We start from the raw sequence: 19,015 nt of genomic DNA on the forward strand, positions 1-19,015 counted from the left end.
CGTTAAAGTTGCACAACAGCTTTGAACGACAAGACCAATCCCTCGACCTTGTCTATGAATATGATCAAATCGCTTGATGTTTACGCTGGTGAAGAATGCAATACCCTCGGGGCTAGGTTCGGCAGCAGGAGAAGTTTTGGCAGGAGCAGCCGGTAAAAGCTAGATCACGGATGAGCTTAGCCTCACTGCACGGCCAACGCATCCAAATCGCGATAACAATCGAGACCAAACGGCTCATTGACGACGAGGGGCCTTCAAACATTTACTCACCCAAGAGTTCCAGGGGGACGGCAGTACCGCCACCAACATGCCTAAGATGAAAGAATGACAGGGATGCTGGCTTCCTCGAGTAATCCAGACAGAATCGGGGCCGGCATTTCATTAGTTACGACGGCGGTAATGTCTTGAACTGATCCAAGTCTGACCATCGCACGTTTGCCAAATTTTGAGCTGTCCACTGCGAGCAGCTTGTGTGCCGCCTGCCGCAATGCGGCTGAAACGACGGCCACCTCCGTATGGTCGTCGTCACAAAGATCACCGTCAACATCAACGCCGCTGACGGAAATGATTGCATAGTCGAACTTGAAGCGTCGAATGAATTCCGGTGTATCTTCCTGAAACATCCCGCCATCGATAGGGCGTACGAAGCCACCGGGAACTGCTAAAGTGAAATCTGTTTTCTCACTGATAATGGCGGCTGATCTCAGGCTATAGGTGACAACATGCAGGCTTTCTCTGCTTATAAGCGCATTGGCTATGGCTTCGCATGTGGTGCCGGTGTCAAGAAAAATAGTGGCGTTATCGGGAATGAGCGCGACCACAGCTTCAGCAATTCGCGCCTTTTCATCTGCCCTATCATGCCTGCGCTGACGATATGTGATGGGGTCCAGTGGTGCTAGCTGCGAAACGCCACCATGTAACCTTCTGACTTTGCCCTGATGCTCCAGATCCGCAATGTCACGTCTGGCTGTTTGCGTGGTAACGCGGAATCGTTCAGCGATCTCCTCCAGCGAAACATAATGGCTGTTCTCAATCCACTGAAGCAGCATTTGCTGCCGGGTTTCTTTCTTCGTGCCACCGGAACCGGAAAGTTTGTTCATATTTGCCGTCGCATCCTTATGCGCGTGGTTGCTTAGATCCATCTCTCATTCCCAGGTTGAAATAGGCAAGGAAATTGTGGGTTTAGGCCACAAGATCTCCCAAAAGCGATATCAAATAAAAATGTAATATTAATGACATTGTCTATTCACGAGGCGGAATAACCGGGTCTTTCAGAGCCACCCTAGAGTAAAATGTAATAAAAGTGACATTGATCTCTGTCATTTCAACATCAGGTGAAGTTGGATGATCAATCCAGCTGTCACATTGATGAGATGAATGCATTTTCCAAGAAAAGGACTGAGGGATGGTACCGGGGACAACCAAACGTAACCGAAAACTTTTGGCTTTAACTGCGCAGCTTTTATGTGGTGTTGCAGTTGCAGGAATGGCCGCTGTTCCGGCACGCGCGGCCGATAGCTATGACATTCGCGTCATGACACTGAATATCTGGAACAAGTTCAAACAGAACCCGGAACTGACCGCCGATTTTATGGCAGCAGCCAATTTTGATGTCCTTGGTATGCAGGAAATCAACGGTAGTACTTATGTCACACGCATACCCGATTTCCTCCAAACCGCTGGTCGTGGGACTTACGGCAACGTGCAGATTGGTGATGTGGGTATTATTTCGCGTCTGCCAGGCACGTTTGGAACACTTAATCTGGGTGGATCGACGCAGGGGCGCTATGTCAGCTACACTCAGCTGGATGCCCAAGGTTCCCGCCCGCAGACAATGATCGGTACGGTTCATCTTGATTATGCAGACGGTTCAACTGGTCGCCTGAACGAAGCCAAAGCCCTCAATACATGGGCAAAAGGATTTAATCAGCCAATCATCGTTCTTGGCGATTTCAATGCTGGTGATGTTTCCGAGCGCGGTCTTCATCACATTGATGCACAAATTAGGCTGATGCAGCAGTCTGACGGCAATACATTTTACCGCGACCTGACACGACAATATGTTCTTAACGCCAATCAGCAGACCATGCGTGCGGTCATTCAGGAAGCATATGCTGGACAAAACATCGACAACCTGTCGTGGAAGCAATGGGGTGACGCCCTTTCAGCCGCCTACAGAGCTGGTAAGGATGTTGGTCTGCAAGAAGAAACATATGCGGTTGATAACAACACGCCGGTTACCATGAATGTTCTCAAGAAGCAGTATATGTTGCTTCAGACTGATGCAGCCCGCGAAGGTTTCAAGCCTCATGATCTCAACGATGGTAGCACCACATGGCCATCGGCAGGCGAAGACGCAACCAACACCTGGGCGAGTTGGGATCGTGCCAAGATTGATCACTTTCTCGTCTCGCGACCATTCGGGAAATGGTATCAAATTGTAGATGATCCAAATGATCCCTACACCGGGGTGATTAAAGAAGTAAAAGTCACGCGGCCGGGCGGCCAGCCGGAAGCAATCTCGGATCACGAACCCGTTGCGCACGATTTCCGCTGGGTCGGGCCTCAGTTACAGACCTATTCGGAAAACCAAGTTCAGAAAACACGCCTCGTTTGGGGTGCCAGTGCTTATGGTTTTGCGGACAAGAACAAGGAATTTGTTCTAACGCGTAACAACCATCGTACAGATCTCTATCTTGGCCAGATTTCGGATGCCAATGGCAAACCAATCCTGAACGATCTGACGCTTGACGAAAAGAAGACATTGCTGAACTGCGACAGCACGGATGCGCGCTTCCAGCAGGCCATCAAGGACTATTGCATCGACGATCATTCCTTTATCGGTGAAACGGCTGTCACCGACGGCGGGACGATCCTCGTCAGCGAAGATGCGGCTCTTGGCAATGCCGATGCTCGGCTGCGTCTCATTGATGGCGGTCTGCGTATAACGGGCAGCGACATGAAAACGCTGGATCGCACCGTGTCCCTTGAGGGAGTTGGATGGATCGACATCGCGGAGGCAAACAACCGCGTGACGCTGCTGCAGCAGGCCACAGGAGAGGGCGCGCTGCTCAAGGGCGGAGCTGGTACGCTCGTTCTGGGCCAGGCAAACAGCTATACGGGCGGAACCTTGGTGGAAGGCGGAGTACTTAAGGCTGGCGTGGACGGGGCATTCGTCGACAGTACGGCCTTCTCGGTGAACGGTGGCAAGCTCGATCTCAACAATTTCAATGTGAGCATGTCGTCGCTGATGGGCGAGGGCGGGACATTGAGCCTTGGTTCGGCAGCTCTGACTGTGGACCAGTCCGCCAATACCCGCTTCGACGGCAACATTGATGGTACTGGCAGTCTCACGAAGTCCGGCACTGGTGTTCTGGTTCTGAATGGTGCCAACACCTATTCAGGCGGTACGACTGTAAAAGAAGGTGGGCTGGTCATTGGCGATGCATCCCATTCAGGTGCATCCCTTGTCGGCACAGCCAGCGTTGAAAACGGCGCATATCTGGCTGGCGCAGGTTCAGTCGGAGGCCTTTATGCCCACGCTGGCAGTATCATCGCACCGGGCAATTCTATCGGCACGCTGAAGGTCAATGGCAATCTGGCCTTTGATGCGGGAGCCACTTACGTTGCGGAAATTGATGCTTCCGGTAAAAGCGACCGCATCGATGTGAGCGGAACGGCGACGCTTGGTGGCGCGAAGGTCTACATAGAAAAAGCCGCGGGCACCTATATGCCCGGCAAGAGCTACACCATTTTAAGTGCTGAAGGCGGCATTATGGGTACGTTCGGCGATTTGAGCCAGAACACGCCTTTCGTCGATCTTGGCCTGGCATATGATCCCAACGCAGTCTACCTCAACATCGCGCGCAACGACGTCGACTTCGCTGCTACGGCAAAGACAGGCAATCAGAAATCGGTGGCGGTGGCCGTCGAGGGGCTTGGTGCTGGTAATGCCGTCTACGATACGGTTGTCATGCAGGACAGTGAAGAGGATGCGCGTCGCGCATTCGACGCGCTTTCGGGGGAAATCCATGCTTCGACGCGAACTGCGATCATCAATGACAGTTCGATCGTTCGCAATGCCGTCATGGAACGCGTTGACGCGGCGTTTGGCGGTAGCGCGCAGAGTGCTGCCTCATCATCCGTCGCAACAGACATGGTTTCATCGCAGGTTTTGGCACCGCGCGCAGCGATCTGGGGGCAGGCACTTGGCCAATGGAGTGAAACCGGCGCGGATGGAAATGCTGGCAAGCTGAAGCAATCAACGGGCGGCTTTGTTGCAGGCTATGACGCGGAAGTCGTCGAGAATTGGAGGCTGGGCGCTCTCGCGGGCTATAGCCGCACCAGTTTCGATGTGAATGATCGCAACTCGTCTGGCCACAGTGACAACTATCATCTGGGAATCTATGGGGGCACTCAATGGGACGCGACACGGCTCAAAGCAGGTGTTGCCTATAGCTGGCACAAGATCGAAACTGATCGCCTTGTCGCTTTCCCGGGCTTTTCAGAAAGTCTTGATGCCGATTACAGCGCAGACACCTTTCAGGCATTCGGCGAACTCTCGCATCGTTTTGATGTGAACGGAACGGCGATTGAGCCATTTGCAAATGTTGCGGTGGTGCGCCTGCAAACTGGGCGGTTCGATGAACATGGCGGGAATGTCGCGCTCCGGATTGGAAAAGAAACGGCGACAACCACGTTTACCACAATTGGTCTTCGGGCTTCTGCTCCAGTCGTATTCGGCAGCATGAATGCAAGGCTTAACGGTACGGCTGGCTGGCAGCACGCCTATGGCGATACCATTCCGACGACAGCAGCCTCGTTCGATGCCGGAACGGTATTTGAAGTGGCCGGTGCACCAATTGCGAAGGACACAGCGATTATCAAGGCTGGCTTTGATATTGATCTCGGCAATCAGACGACGCTGGGTCTTGAATATACAGGTCAGTATGGTTCGAGCTTCAATCAAAACGCGGGCAAGGCCCGGCTTAGCGTAAAGTTCTAAGCTTATTCAGCACTGTTTCTACCGCCAAGGACATTAATTTTGGCGGTAGAAGCCTCTGGCCGTGTCCAATGGAGTTCGGCTTCATGCAACGAGCGCATGATTGAATAGAGGAAATGCAGGATAGATTGCGGCGATCGATCTGATCTGACAGAAATCTCCAGGTCCCAGGTCCAAACCGTAGCCGGTCGGGTTCAAAGCTCTGTCACATTGCTGAGAGGGGAGCCTATGCTGCCGTTGAAACCGCGATAGCGCTGGTGGCTGCGGGCGAGGTGCGCCTGCATCGCCTCGCGCGCAGCCTCCGCATTCCCGGCACTGATGGCTTCGCAGATTGCACGATGTTCAGTCACGCTATTGCGGATATAGTCGGGTGTAATCAACGAAGGATTGAGATCGCTCGAAAATGCGGGCTGGGGTAGGATCTTCAGGCTCATGACGCTGAAAAACTCGATAAAGGCCTGATTGTTGGTCGCCTCGGCAATCGAACGGTGAAAGATGTAATCCAACTCATCGAGCGCGGCCTCGTCGTCCACGGACGCCTCGAATTTTTTGAGCGCTTCCCACATATTGGCCTCCTGCGCCCAGGAGCGCCGTTGCGCGGCCAGTCCCGCAGCATGAACCTCAAAGGCCATGCGTAATTCCAGCAAATCCATGAAGGGCAGCGACAACCGTGCCAAAGGTTCAAGCGGCGAAACATCGTCGCCTGAAAAACGCAGCCTTTCGAAATCACGGATGAAAACTCCGACGCCGTGCTTCACTTCCAGCAGGCCATCAGAGCGAAGTTCTGCAATGGCTTCACGGATGACCGTACGGCTGACGCCAAGCGTCTCGCCAAGCTCCACCAGCGTAGGCAGCTTGTCCCCGGTTTTAAAATCCCCATCGCGAATGAATGCCTTAAGATTTTCAATCGTCCGTGCGGTAAGCGTCTTCAATGTCCGTCAGTTCCAGTTGGTCGATCAGGTTGTCTGTCATTGATACGATGCCGTGAACAGAATTACAAGATAATATCACTCATTAGAGATATTATCTTATCAGGTTATGGCGCTGAATTATGCCTCTGGATGTAACCTCTCTTTCGCAGAATGGTATTACTAATTTTTGGCGGTGAGGGTCATCGCGCGCAAATTTTCACCATGCTTCTTTGGGCGGATAATATGCGTCTGGCACGGTCTGGCATTATTAAATAGTTGGAAGTGTTATGTTAAATGGCAATCTCGCCGCGGGCTTCGCATCATGCCGCTCCCCAAAATATCCATCTTGACAAGTGATAATATTTTAGCAAACCTATCATCATAACAAAGGGCAAAGTCATAATATCACTTGTCGAAACTCTGAGGTTGTCGGTCGAAAGAGCGCGTTGGCATCAGGTGCGAGGGCCCAATCCTCCGGCCTCATGGACCGGGTGATGGGACACGTGCTCTCAAAATGGTCTTGAACGGACATATGCGCCTTCCGGTCATATGTGCGTTCCGGCGAGAATAAGGGGAAACAGAATGGGACTGGTTTCAGCCAGACTGAAGGAACTGGGTCTTATCCTGCCTGAAGTGGGGGCGCCCAGTGGCGCCTATGTACCATACAGGCTGAGTGGTCATACGTTGTATATCTCTGGTCAGGTGCCGCGTGTCGATGGAGTTGACTGCTATCTCGGATTGGTTGGCAGCACGATGAATGTCGAGGAAGCTTACCAGGCAGCGCGCGTCTGTGCGCTCAATTTGCTGGCGCGGGCGGCCGCCGCCCTCGATGGCGATCTCGACCGCATTTCCGCCTGTCTGCAGCTGCGGGGCTTTGTGAACGCCGTGCCTGATTTCAAGGATCATCCAGCAGTGATCGATGGTGCTTCCGATCTTCTGATCGCGGTGCTTGGGGAGAAGGGGCATCATGCTCGCACAGCCCTTGGCGCAGGTTCCCTGCCGCGCGGTTTTGCCGTCGAAGTCGACGCCATCTTTGAAGTCCAGCCTTGAGCGCCAACTTCCTTTTGCAAATATAGACGAAGCGAGAATGAGATGTCTGACAAAGCCATCACGATGAATGGGGTCAACAAATGGTATGGCCAGCTCCATGTTCTCAAGGATATCAATTTGGAGGTGGACCGAGGTGAGCATATCGTGCTGTGCGGTCCATCCGGATCGGGCAAGTCGACACTGATCCGCTGCATCAATTATCTGGAAGAAATTCAGGACGGTATCATCGATGTAAATGGCACCCGTCTGGGACATACCGGCGCCAATGTCGATCACATTCGCCGCGATGTCGGCATGGTATTCCAGCAGTTCAACTTGTTTCCGCACATGACAGTGCTGGAAAATTGCATGCTGGCGCCACGCCGCGTGCACAAGAACTCGCTTCTCGAAGCCCGGGAAAAGGCGATGCATTTCCTGAAGCGTGTTCATATTGCCGAGCAGGCCGAAAAATACCCGGCACAACTCTCCGGCGGTCAGCAGCAACGCGTCGCCATTGCGCGGGCACTCTGCATGGGCCCGAAGATCATGCTGTTCGATGAGCCGACTTCGGCGCTCGATCCAGAAATGGTCAAGGAAGTGCTGGACACAATGATCAGTCTCGCTGACGACGGTATCACCATGATCTGTGTGACCCATGAGATGGGTTTTGCCCGTGCGGTCGCTCATCGCGTCATCTTCATGGATCGGGGCGAAATCATCGAAAGCGCGCCGCCAGCCGAATTCTTCGGCAATCCGAGACATGAGCGCGCCAAGGCGTTTCTAGGCCAGATTCTGAACCACTAGAAAACAAAGGGGAAACGGCCGCGAACGGGAGAATAATTTGATGCAATACACATTCGACATGGGACCGGTCCTGGCAGCCTGGCCCGCGCTCTTCAACGGTGCGATCCAGACGCTGAAGATTTCATCCATTTCCATGGTCCTGGGCCTCGCGCTGGGTATCGTCTTCATGCTGATGCGGATGAGTTCGGTGCGGGTGATTTCGCTCACGGCCTTCGGCTATATCGAACTGATCCGCAACACACCGTTTCTGGTGCAATTGTTCTTCATCTTCTTCGGCATGCCTTCGCTGGGCGTGACTCTTTCCGCCGAACAGGCGGCCGTTCTCGCCATGACACTCAATTGCGCGGCATATGCGGCGGAAATCGTGCGCGGCGGCGTGGAATCGATCAAGGCGGGCCAAATCGAAGCTGGCAAGGCGCTCGGGCTTCATACCTTCGACATCTACCGTTTCATCATCTTCCGCCCGGCCATACGCGCTGTATATCCCGCGCTTTGCAGCCAGTTCATCCTGATGATGCTCAATTCAAGCCTTGTGGCGTCAATCTCCGCGGAAGAACTGACCTATGTCGGACAGATGATAGATTCGGAAACCTTCCGCAGCTTTGAAATCTATTTCGTGCTCGGCGTCATCTACCTGGCCTTGTCGCAATTCTTCTCGCTCGTTCTGCAAATCATCGGCAGGACCTATTTTTCCTACCCGTCGAAGTGAGGTCCCAAGATGATCCGCAGTTTTGGTTTCTCCGAATTTCTCTTCATTCTCGACGGTGCTAAATGGACCGTCATTCTCTCTATCCTTGCCTTCACTTTCGGGGGGCTGGGCGGTCTCGTCGTAGCACTGGGACGCACATCCGGGAAAAGATGGCTGCGCTATCTGATGGCAACCTATATCCAGATTTTTCAGGGTACACCGCTGCTGATCCAGCTGTTCTTCGTTTATTTTGGCCTGCCCATCCTGGGTATCCGGGTCGACATCTGGGTGGCGCTGATCATTGGCCTGTCGCTGCATGCCAGTGCTTTTCTGGGAGAGATCTGGCGCGGCAGCATCCAGGCTGTTTCCAGCGGACAGGACGAGGCTGCCCGTGCGCTCGGTATCGGTTATTTCCATCGCATGAAGGATGTCGTGCTGCCGCAAGCCTTTCGCATTGGCCTTCCGGCGACGATCGGCTTTCTCGTCAATTTGATCAAGGGAACGGCGCTGGCCGCGCTGCTCGGACTGACTGAACTCACCCGTTCAGGACAGTTGATGGCCAACATTACTTTTGAGCCGATGAAGGTCTACGGCACCGTGGGGCTCATCTATTTCATCATCTGTGTGCCACTCACTTACTACAGCGCCCGGATCGAAAAGCGGCTGAACACCCCACGCTAGTCAACGATAAAACAAACCAGAGGTAAGAACATGATCAACGCAGTTTTCAAGGGTTCCGCGATCGCACTCAGCCTTGCAACCAGCCTCGTCGCATCCGCCTTGTCCATTGGTGCGGCTGAAGCGGCAAGCCCGGAGGAAATCAGGGCCAAGGGCGTGGCCGTCATCGGCGTGCAGATGGATCAGTTTCCATGGGGCTTCATCGATGAGAACGGCAAGAATGGTGGCTTTGACATCGATGTGGCCAACCTTATTGCCGGGGAACTGGGAGTGGAGGTCAAGTTCGAGCGCGTGACAGGGCAGAACCGCATTCCGCTTCTGACCAACGGCATGGTCGATTTTCTGGTGCCCTCGATGACGATCACGCCCGAACGCGCAAAGGTTATCCAGTTCGTGCTTCCCTATTCGGCCAATGACATCACGGTCTGGGGCAAAAAGGACGCCGAGATCAACAGCAACGAGGATCTCGCCAAATACACGATCGGCGTCAATCGCGGCAGCGCGTTCGAGCCGATCCTCAAGAAGGCAGCCCCCGCGGGCACAAAAATCAAGGGCTTTGACGACGACGCCACCACCGTGCAGGCGCTTCTGTCGGGCCAGGTCGATGCGATCCTCGGAAGTCTCACCTATGGCCTTGTGATCGAGAGTACCGGTAATGGTGACAAATACGTTCGCAAATACAAGGCAGCGGACAATATCCAGGCCATGGCAGTGCGCAAGGGCGACCAGGCCATGCTCGATTTTCTCAATGATTTCGTGACGCGCCACAATGCAGATGGTTCGCTGGATACGCTTTATAAGAAGTGGATCGGCGTCGACCGTCCGAAGCTGCCAACCACGCTTGAAGGGGTGGATTTCACCGGCAAGCAATAACGCCAGCACATAAGGTTCCCCGGTGCGTGTGAAACGCACCGGAACATCCAAAGTCTTCAGTATCCAATGACATGAACCCGCAAGGCCTTTTGCGGGAACCGGTAAACACGTGCCTGAACCAAGCCGTGACAGCACGCAACGTACTCGTCCCTTTCCGGGATATCTTTCTGGGAGTTAAGCAGAAAATGACGATAAATGGCAAACTGGTCAGGGTGGGTGTCGATATCGGCGGAACCTTCACCGACGTGGCAATGGAAGTGGGTTCCACCCTCTATTCAACCAAGGTGCTGACGGATTATGCATTTCCCGAAAATGCCATCATCAAAGGCATTCGGGAAGTGGCTGAAAAAGCTGGAGTGAAGCTTGATCAGATCGACACTGTCATTCACGGAACGACGCTTGCCACCAATGCACTGATTGAGCGACGCGGTGCGAAAACCGCACTCGTGACAACCAGGGGCTTTCGCGATGTGATTGAAATGCGCACGGAAAGCCGTTTCGAGCAATATGATCTCGATATCGTGCTGCCCGCGCCGCTTGTTGCGCGTAACGACCGGCTGGTTGTTAACGAACGCATAGGCGCCCGTGGCGAGGTTTTGAAGCCGCTCGATGAAAAAGAAGTCGATGCGCTTTGCGACCGCATCATTACGGAAGGCTACGAAAGTGTGGCCGTCGGTTTCATCCATTCCTATCTCAATGGTGAGCATGAGCGCCGTTTCCGCGAGCGTCTTCTCGCCAGAAAGCCCGGTCTTTCCGTATCGATTTCCTCTGAAGTCTCGCCGCAGATGCGCGAATTTCAGCGTTTCAACACCGTCTGCGCCAATGCCTATGTCAAGCCGCTGATGGCTTCTTATCTCAACCGTCTTGTCGGACGTCTTCGCGAAGAGGGCCTTGTTGCCCCCGTCTTCATGATTCATTCGGGCGGCGGTATCATCAGCATTGAAAGCGCCATCGAATTTCCTGTTCGCCTGCTTGAATCCGGCCCTGCCGGTGGCGCGATCTTCGCGGCCCACATTGCCGCCAATCACAAGCTCGATCAGGTCGTCTCCTATGATATGGGCGGCACGACCGCAAAAATCTGCCTCATCGAGCAGCAGATGCCCAAAACCTCCAAAACCTTTGAAGTGGCGCGTACCTATCGCTTCAAGAAGGGAAGCGGCATGCCGATCTCCATTCCGGTGATCGAAATGGTGGAGATCGGTGCGGGCGGCGGCTCAATTGCAACCGTCGATTCCATGCGTCAGATCCGCGTCGGACCGCATAGCGCGGGATCGGAACCCGGTCCTGCCTGCTATGATCGCGGCGGCATCCATCCAACCGTTACGGACGCCGATGTCATTCTGGGCCGCCTCGACCCCGATACATTTGCGGGCGGCACGATGCAACTCTCACGATCTGCATCGGAAAAAGCCGTGGATGCCGATATCGGCTCCAAGCTTGGTTCCGACATTGCCACTTCTGCATATGGTCTGAGCGAAGTGGTAGATGAGAACATGAGCAATGCCGCACGCATGCATGCAGTTGAAAACGGCAAGGAACTGTCGGAATTCACGATGATCGCCTTCGGCGGTGCCGCTCCAGTTCACGCCGCGCGCCTGTGTGAAAAACTCGGCGTGACCGATCTTCTCATTCCACCCGGAGCCGGGGTTGGTTCGGCCATCGGTTTCCTGCGTGCTCCCTTCGGCTTTGAATCGGTACGCAGTGCATACAGCCGCCTGAGTCGCTTTGAAGGCAAGGCCATCAATGCGGTCATCAAGGAACTGGTTGAGGAAGCAACCTCCTTCGTTCGATCAGGCGCGCCTGACGCAGACCCGACGCTCGAATGCACCGCTTACATGCGCTATGCCGGACAAGGCTGGGAAGTGCCGGTTACGATTGACGTAAGCGATTACAGCGATGCGGATGCGGCGCTGTTCCGCACGCTTTTTGACAAATGCTACGAGCGTTTCTTCGGCCGCGTGATCGATGATCTTGATGTCGAGATTGTCAGTTGGTCATTGCGCGCAAGCGCAGACGCCGCTGCCCTAACTCCCGCAAAGCCGGTCCAGAAACAGGAGCAAGCCGCCATATCCGCCACGCGTCAGGTGTTCGACGTTCTCGAAGAACGCTTCCTGAAAGCCTCGATCGTCGAGCGCGAAACCATGAAGCCGGGCGAGTGGATTGCCGGCCCCGCCATCATTACGGAACGCGAAACCTCGACCGTTGTAACCTCCAGCCGCGAAGCGATCATGCAGGCAGATGGATGCCTGCTGCTACGCGCCAAGGCTGCCTAAGGAGCTGTCTCACATGACAAAGAAACCCATTTCCGACGTTCATATGCAGATCATGTGGAACCGCCTGATTTCCGTTGTCGAGGAACAGGCCGTCACTCTCATCCGTACCGCCTTCAGCACCAGCGTGCGTGAATCCGGCGACCTTTCTGCAGGTGTCTTCAACCGCGCAGGCCTCATGATCGCGCAAGCTGTGACCGGCACCCCCGGCCACGTCAATGCCATGGCGGAAGCGGTCGGCCACTTCATCAACGATATAGGTCGCGAAAACATCTACGAGGGCGATGTCTATATCACCAACGACCCATGGAAAGGCACGGGCCACCTGCATGACTTCACGGTCGTGTCGCCGAGCTTCCGCAAGGGCGAGTTGACTGGCTTCTTTGCCTGTACGGCACATGTGGTTGATGTTGGCGGACGCGGCTTCGGCCCAGATGCGAACGAAGTTTATGAAGAAGGCATTTTCGTGCCGATCATGAAGTTTGCCGAGCGCGGTGTGGTCAACAAGGACCTCGTCAATATACTGCGAAACAATGTGCGCGAAAGCCATCAGGTCGTCGGCGACGTCTATTCGCTCGCAGCCTGCAATGAAATCGGTCATCGCCGCCTGATGGACATGATGGACGAATTCCAGCTCGATGATCTGGAAGGCCTGGCCGATTTCATCTTCAAGCGCAGCTATGATGCGACGCTGGAACGCCTGGCCAGTCTGCCGCACGGCACCTATTCCAACGTGATGCGCGTGGATGGTTACGGCGATCCAATCGACATTGCTGTGCGGATAGACGTGCATGCCGATCATATCCTTGCCGATTTCGCCGGTACATCGGCACCGAGCCCCAAGGGCATCAACTGTCCGTTGATCTATTCTGCCGCCTATGCCTGCTATGGCCTGAAATGCTCGCTCGCACCGGAAATTCCCAACAACCATGCATCATTGCTGCCGTTCAAGGTGACAGCGCCGAAAGACTGCATCCTTAATGCGCAGCGTCCGGCTCCCGTTTCAGTGCGCCACGTGTTGGGCCATCTGGTGCCCGATGCGGTGCTCGGTGCCGTCCACAAGATGCTGCCGGGAAAAGTGCCCGCCGAAGGTTCCGGCGCACTTTGGAACCTGCATGTCAGCGCACGCCCGCTCACCGGCAAGGATGCCCCGAGGGACGGCGGCCGCCGTGCGGAAGTGCTGTTGTTCAACAGCGGGGGCACCGGCGCGCGGTCGCATCTGGACGGGTTGAACGCCACGGCTTTTCCAAGTGGCGTGCACTCGATGTCGATTGAAGCAACGGAGCACGTCGGACCGGTCATTTTCTGGCGCAAGGAACTGCGCGATGGTTCGGGTGGTGCCGGTCAGTTCCGCGGTGGCCTTGGTCAGGTGGTGGAAATCGCTCCAATCGAAGGACACGAGATTTACTTCAACGCAATGTTCGACCGCATCAAGCACCCACCGCGTGGCCGCGAAGGAGGAGAGAACGGCGCCGCCGGCGCGGTCCTTCTCGACGATGGCACGGTGTTGAACGCCAAGGGACGCCAGCATGTTCCTGCCGGTCGCAGGCTCATCCTTCAACTGCCCGGAGGTGGCGGTTATGGCCCCCACGACAAGCGTGATGCGGAAGCCGTCAAACGCGACCAGGATTTTGATTATGTGGTGAATGGATAGTCCTGAACGTCATCGGAAGCCGCCCCATGAGGGCGGCTTCTTTCATCTCACCAATAAAAGAGTATTCCCATGCAGTATGAAAATCGCCGATCATCGGGCATCAAGGCGTCCCCCAGCATGGCCGTCTCCATGGCCGCCAGGAAACTGCGCGCCGAGGGCCGGGACATTGTTGATCTTTCTCTGGGTGAACCTGATTTTGAACCGCCCACCCATGTTCTGGATGCTGTCCATGCGGCGGTTAAAGCCGGCGGCGTGCGTTATGGTGCTGCTGCTGGCACGGAATCGCTTCGCAAGGCCATCATTGCCAAGTTCAGTCGCGACAACCAGCTTGAATTCAGCATTGATGAACTGACCGTGGCCAACGGCGCCAAGCAGATATTGTTCGACACGTTTCTGGCAACGCTGGAAGAAGGGGATGAAGTGATCATCCCCACGCCGTGCTGGGTATCCTATGCTGATATTGTCGCGTTGCATGGCGGCAAGCCGGTCTTTGTGCCTTGCGGACCGGACACTGGTTTCAAACTGACCGCGAGCCGGCTTGCAGCGGCAATTACACCCAAATCCCGCTGGCTGATGCTCAATTCCCCATCCAATCCGACAGGAGCCATTTATAGCGAAGATGAATATGCGCAACTAGCCAATATTCTCGAAAAGCACGAGCGCATTCTCATTCTCTCCGATGAAATCTATGAGCATGTCCTGATAAGCGAGGTGCCTTTCAACTCTTTCGGGACTGCATGTCCGCAGCTTCGCGAACGCACGCTCATTGTCAACGGTGTCTCCAAAACCTATGCCATGACGGGCTGGCGCGTCGGCTATGCCGCAGGCCCCAAAGCACTTGTTGCCGCGATCAACAAGATGCAATCGCAAAGCGTGACCTCCGTATGCTCTATCGCGCAGGCGGCGGCACAGGCAGCCCTTGACGGTGATCAGGCCTTTGTTGCGCAGGCCGCAGAAATCTTCAGTCGCCGCGCCGATCTGGTGGCCGACCATCTGGCGCAGATTGCGGATATTAATTTCCTCAAGCCCGATGGCGCCTTTTACGCTTTCATCGGCGTTGAAAAGCTTTTCGGTCGCAAAACCGGTGCGGACAATGTTCTTCACACCGATATCGACGTAGCGAAATATCTGCTTGAGGAATTTGGCGTTTCCAGCGTCCCAGGCATTGCCTTCGGAGCCCCGGGCTTCATCCGCCTGTCAATTGCGGCTTCGGAAGCAGAACTGGTCAAAGCCTGCACGCGTCTCAGGGAAATGGTCGCTTCCCTGATGTGAGGCCATCAAAAAGCCGCAGCCAAGAGCTGCGGCTTCTATCTTCAAGTCGAGGTTTCAAGCCGCCTGCTTGCGGGCATGATTGCCGATCAGAGCTTCAAGCATGCCTTCTTCTTCCCTGGTCAGGTCGGAAAGGGGAGCACGAACCGGACCGGCAGCAAAGCCCTGCAGGCGAACGCCGGCCTTGACTGCGGCAACAGCATAGCCCTTACGGCGGCTGCGGATCGCCATAAACGGGTAGAAGAACTCATTGAGGATGCGCTCGCAGCTTGCGCGTTCGCCTGCTCGCAATGCCTTGTAGAATTCCACCGCCAGGCCCGGAACAAAGTTGAAAACCGCCGAGGAATACGTGGTGAAGCCCGCACCGAGATAAGCTTCGGCGAAGAGTTCCGCCGTTGGCATGCCGCCGAGATAGGTCAGTCGGTCGCCCATCTTTGCGGTAATCTGGCGAACCAGACCGATGTCGCCGACGCCATCCTTGAAACCGACGAGATTAGGGCAGGCATCGCAAAGGCGGGCCAGCGTGTCAGCCTGAAGAACCGAATTGTCGCGGTTATAGACCATGACGCCGATTCCGATTGACTGACAGACGCGCTTGACATGCTCATAGAGCCCTTCCTGCGGGGCATCGATCAGATAATGGGGCAGAAGCAAGATTCCATCAGCCCCGGCTTTTTCTGCTGATTTCGCAATCTCGGTGGCTACCTCGGTGCCATAGCCGCAACCAGAAACGATGGCCGTATTACTGCCGCCCGCCGCCTCTTTGGCGGCCGAGACGATTGCCGGAATTTCGTCGGGTCTCAAAGAGAAAAACTCACCCGTACCTCCTGCTGCGAACAGCACGGGTGCGTCGAAACCCGAAAGCCATTCGACATGCGCCTTATAGCTTTCAGGAGCAAAATTCCCCTCCACATCAAAATGTGTGACCGGAAACGAGAGCAGGCCAGCGCCCAGTTTCTGTTTGATTAGTTGCGGTTCCATGTGTCGATCCCTTCTGGAAAACTACACATAGGACCTACCCGACTCAGATGATAAGTGTCAACAATTTATATTATAAGTTATGGTGCTCTCTGCAGAATGGCCCGATAGCGGGACTGGCTGCCCTTCAAATGTCGGCGCATGGCGTCACGGGCACCGTTTTCGTCACCGTTGAATATAGCCTCTATGATCTGCGCGTGTTCCCTATGCAAATGGGCGATATAATCACCGGAACTGGTGTCTACACCCGACTGAAGTGCTGCACGGGGAATGACGCCACTGCCGATCATTGCCAGAAACTCGCGGAAGCGCGGATTGTTGGCGGCATCTGCAATGGCAAGATGCAAGGCAAAATCTGCCTCGCTTGTGGATTGACCGGATTCGAGGCAGGCCAGAACCTGCCTGTGACAATTGATGATGGCTTCTTCCTGTTGCGGCGAACGACGCAAGGCGGCAAGTCCCGCAGCCTCGACTTCCACGCCGGTTCGCAGTTCCAGAAGTTCTATGACGGAAGAAACGCGCTCATAATCAAGGTTTTGGAAAGGAACTGTTTCCGGCGGCTGCGGCTCGAGCACAAAGACACCCGCACCTTGTCTTGCTTCCACCAGCCGGTCGGCCCGCAAGGCTGCGATCGCTTCGCGAATGACCGTGCGACTGACGCCAAAGGATTCAGTAAGCCGTGCTTCGCTGGGCAACTTCGTCCCGGGCGTTATTTCGCCTGACTGTATGGATCGCCGCAGCTGTTCACTCACTTTGGCGACGAGATTACCAGCTGAACGGGATGTGTCCTTGTCTTTGTTCGTCACTGCAAACTTCCTTGGTTGTGCTTCAATCGTTTAGCAATTCTGATTGCGTAGAACAAGACTGCCTATGAAAGACATATGATGTATTGACGATCATATCCAAATACATATTATAACCTTACTAGTTCATCAGAAATGGAAATGACAATGAATTTTAAGCCCCACGGACGCCATCTGATCGCGGGTGAATGGGTTGCGGGGGAGACGACTTTTGCCTCGACACCGGCGACGGGTCCATCGCATGAATTCGCAGTCGGCACGCCCACTCTCGTGGCGCGCGCCTGCGAGGCAGCGGAAGATGCGTTTTGGACTTATGGTTACAAGAGCCGTGAAGAACGCGCACTTTTTCTGGAAGCCGTTGCCGACGAGATCGAAACGCGTGCGGAGGCCATTACCGAAATCGGCACGCAGGAAACCGGTTTGCCAGTTGCCCGTCTGCAAGGCGAGCGTGGACGCACGACCAGCCAGCTTCGCCTTTTTGCCAGCCATATCCGCAAGGGTGACTATCTGGATCGTCGCGTCGATGAAGCCCTGCCTGACCGCAAGCCCGCAGCGCGCCCGGAAATCCGCCTGATGCAGCGCCCGATCGGCCCGGTTGCAGTTTTCGGCGCATCCAACTTTCCGCTCGCTTTCTCCACCGCTGGCGGCGACACGGCAGCGGCCCTCGCCGCAGGCTGCCCGGTGGTCGTGAAGGGCCATTCTGCGCATCCGGGAACCGGCGAAATCGTCGCTGATGCCATTCTAGCCGCTATTACCAGGACCGGCATGCCGAAAGGTGTGTTCAGCCTCATCCAGGGTGGAGATTGCAAGGTCGGCGAGGCGCTCGTCACGCATCCGCTGATCAAGGCTGTCGGCTTTACTGGCTCGCTTGGCGGTGGTCGTGCCTTGTTCAATCTTTGCGCACAACGCCCGGAACCGATTCCTTTCTTCGGCGAGCTTGGCTCGGTCAATCCGATGTTCCTGCTGCCGGAAGCCATGAAAACCCGCGCGCCGTCGCTGGGCGAAGGCTGGGCCGCGTCCTTGACCATGGGTGCCGGTCAGTTCTGCACCAATCCAGGCATCGCCGTGGTTATCGACGGATCGGACGCCGACAGCTTTGTGCAGTCCACCCGCAGTGCTTTGGAAAAGGTTGCGCCGCAGGTCATGCTGACCGACGGCATTGCCAGGGCCTATCAGGATGGCAAGGTACATTTCGACAGCCGTAACTCCGTCAAAGCGGTGCTGACCACAGAAAGCAAGGGCCGCGAAGCTTCGCCCAATCTCTATGAGACGACCGGCGACGCTTTCCTCAGCGATCACACCATCGGCAAAGAAGTGTTTGGTCCGCTCGGCATCGTCGTTCGCGTGAAGTCGGTCGATGACATGGTACATCTGGCCAAGGGCCTTGAAGGCCAGCTGACAGCAACCTTGCATATGGACAGGGACGATGCAGCTGACGCCCGCAAGCTATTGCCAGTTCTTGAACGCAAGGCCGGACGGGTTCTGGCAAACGGCTTTCCGACCGGCGTGGAAGTAGTCGGTTCTATGGTTCATGGGGGCCCCTACCCCGCCAGCACCAACTTCGGCGCAACCAGTGTTGGAACCATGTCCATGCGCCGCTTCCTGCGGCCCGTCAGCTATCAGAACATCCCAGCCGATGTGCTGCCGACGGATTTTGAGTAAGCTTCTCTATCGTTGTTGAAGCCGCCAACATCGGATCCTATCGAACTTTATTTGCCCTGTGAGCGGAATGTCAGAAACCCGAAATAATTATTTTGAAATCTAGCTGAAAGCCAACAGTCCATTGCTTTGGAAAATGCATCGACGGCCATTTTGTCATAGTTTGGGTTTTGACCGACATTGGGTTTCGCGATGTTTGTCCAGGATGCGAGGCTCTTTTTTGTTAGATGAACAACCAGAGTTTACTGATACCGGAATGAATCTTGTATAGGACGCGGGAAAAAGTTCGAACTCGATCAGCGCTTTCGAAAGTGAGGCATTGGAAGTTACTAACAGTATTTTCCTATCTGCTCAGATACTTAGCCAAGCATGCGAACGGGTCGATGGTCCGTATCCT

General features: G+C 55.1%; 14 protein-coding genes. 10 read left to right on the forward strand and 4 right to left on the reverse strand.

All coding sequences use genetic code 11. The features are described from left to right. Positions 1 to 311: 311 nt before the first annotated feature. The gene (locus AAE521_RS07390) at positions 312 to 1,142 is read right to left on the reverse strand and encodes a DeoR/GlpR family DNA-binding transcription regulator (RefSeq protein ID WP_084094237.1); all 831 of its coding nucleotides are present in this window, start codon (positions 1,140 to 1,142) and stop codon (positions 312 to 314) included. Positions 1,143 to 1,486: 344 nt separating this feature from the next. Here AAE521_RS07390 and AAE521_RS07395 point away from each other — a divergent pair, with 344 nt between their 5' ends. Further along, positions 1,487 to 5,005, forward strand: a complete 3,519-nt coding sequence (locus AAE521_RS07395; protein WP_342060909.1) for an autotransporter domain-containing protein — start codon at positions 1,487 to 1,489, stop codon at positions 5,003 to 5,005. Positions 5,006 to 5,196: 191 nt separating this feature from the next. Here the strand turns inward: AAE521_RS07395 and AAE521_RS07400 are convergent, their stop codons facing one another. Next, on the reverse strand, positions 5,197 to 5,934 hold the full coding sequence (locus AAE521_RS07400; protein ID WP_112584919.1) for an FCD domain-containing protein: 738 nt from the start codon (positions 5,932 to 5,934) through the stop codon (positions 5,197 to 5,199). Positions 5,935 to 6,495: 561 nt separating this feature from the next. On the opposite strand from AAE521_RS07400, the gene AAE521_RS07405 reads away from it, so the two are divergent. From AAE521_RS07405 to AAE521_RS07440, 8 genes are all read left to right on the forward strand, one after another. Then, on the forward strand, positions 6,496 to 6,963 hold the full coding sequence (locus AAE521_RS07405; protein WP_039853397.1) for a RidA family protein: 468 nt from the start codon (positions 6,496 to 6,498) through the stop codon (positions 6,961 to 6,963). A 42-nt stretch (positions 6,964 to 7,005) separates the two neighbouring features. Continuing rightward, positions 7,006 to 7,746 (forward strand): amino acid ABC transporter ATP-binding protein, encoded by a 741-nt coding sequence (locus tag AAE521_RS07410; protein ID WP_071632352.1) that lies wholly within the window; start codon positions 7,006 to 7,008, stop codon positions 7,744 to 7,746. A gap of 40 nt (positions 7,747 to 7,786) precedes the next feature. Beyond that, on the forward strand, positions 7,787 to 8,455 hold the full coding sequence (locus tag AAE521_RS07415) for an amino acid ABC transporter permease (RefSeq protein WP_342060945.1): 669 nt from the start codon (positions 7,787 to 7,789) through the stop codon (positions 8,453 to 8,455). Positions 8,456 to 8,464: 9 nt separating this feature from the next. After that, the gene (locus AAE521_RS07420) at positions 8,465 to 9,115 is read left to right on the forward strand and encodes an amino acid ABC transporter permease (RefSeq protein ID WP_342060910.1); all 651 of its coding nucleotides are present in this window, start codon (positions 8,465 to 8,467) and stop codon (positions 9,113 to 9,115) included. A 30-nt stretch (positions 9,116 to 9,145) separates the two neighbouring features. After that, the gene (locus AAE521_RS07425) at positions 9,146 to 9,985 is read left to right on the forward strand and encodes a transporter substrate-binding domain-containing protein (RefSeq protein WP_342060911.1); all 840 of its coding nucleotides are present in this window, start codon (positions 9,146 to 9,148) and stop codon (positions 9,983 to 9,985) included. 185 nt (positions 9,986 to 10,170) lie between these two features. Continuing rightward, complete coding sequence (locus AAE521_RS07430; protein ID WP_342060912.1) at positions 10,171 to 12,258, forward strand: hydantoinase/oxoprolinase family protein; 2,088 nt, start codon at positions 10,171 to 10,173, stop codon at positions 12,256 to 12,258. Positions 12,259 to 12,271: 13 nt separating this feature from the next. Next, entirely contained in the window at positions 12,272 to 13,909 is a 1,638-nt protein-coding gene (locus AAE521_RS07435; protein ID WP_342060913.1) for a hydantoinase B/oxoprolinase family protein, read from the forward strand. A 69-nt stretch (positions 13,910 to 13,978) separates the two neighbouring features. Then, complete coding sequence (locus tag AAE521_RS07440) at positions 13,979 to 15,181, forward strand: pyridoxal phosphate-dependent aminotransferase (RefSeq protein WP_342060914.1); 1,203 nt, start codon at positions 13,979 to 13,981, stop codon at positions 15,179 to 15,181. 54 nt (positions 15,182 to 15,235) lie between these two features. On the opposite strand, the gene kdgD is transcribed toward AAE521_RS07440, so the two are convergent. Next, positions 15,236 to 16,159 (reverse strand): 5-dehydro-4-deoxyglucarate dehydratase, encoded by a 924-nt coding sequence (kdgD, locus tag AAE521_RS07445; protein WP_071632358.1) that lies wholly within the window; start codon positions 16,157 to 16,159, stop codon positions 15,236 to 15,238. A 77-nt stretch (positions 16,160 to 16,236) separates the two neighbouring features. Then, positions 16,237 to 16,962, reverse strand: a complete 726-nt coding sequence (locus tag AAE521_RS07450; RefSeq protein WP_342060915.1) for a FadR/GntR family transcriptional regulator — start codon at positions 16,960 to 16,962, stop codon at positions 16,237 to 16,239. Between the two features lie 144 nt (positions 16,963 to 17,106). On the opposite strand from AAE521_RS07450, the gene AAE521_RS07455 reads away from it, so the two are divergent. After that, positions 17,107 to 18,621, forward strand: coding sequence for an aldehyde dehydrogenase (NADP(+)) (locus AAE521_RS07455; protein ID WP_342060916.1), 1,515 nt, complete (start codon positions 17,107 to 17,109; stop codon positions 18,619 to 18,621). Positions 18,622 to 19,015 lie beyond the last annotated feature (394 nt).

The sequence above is a fragment of the Brucella cytisi genome, from assembly GCF_038433355.1.
Lineage (GTDB): Bacteria > Pseudomonadota > Alphaproteobacteria > Rhizobiales > Rhizobiaceae > Brucella > Brucella cytisi.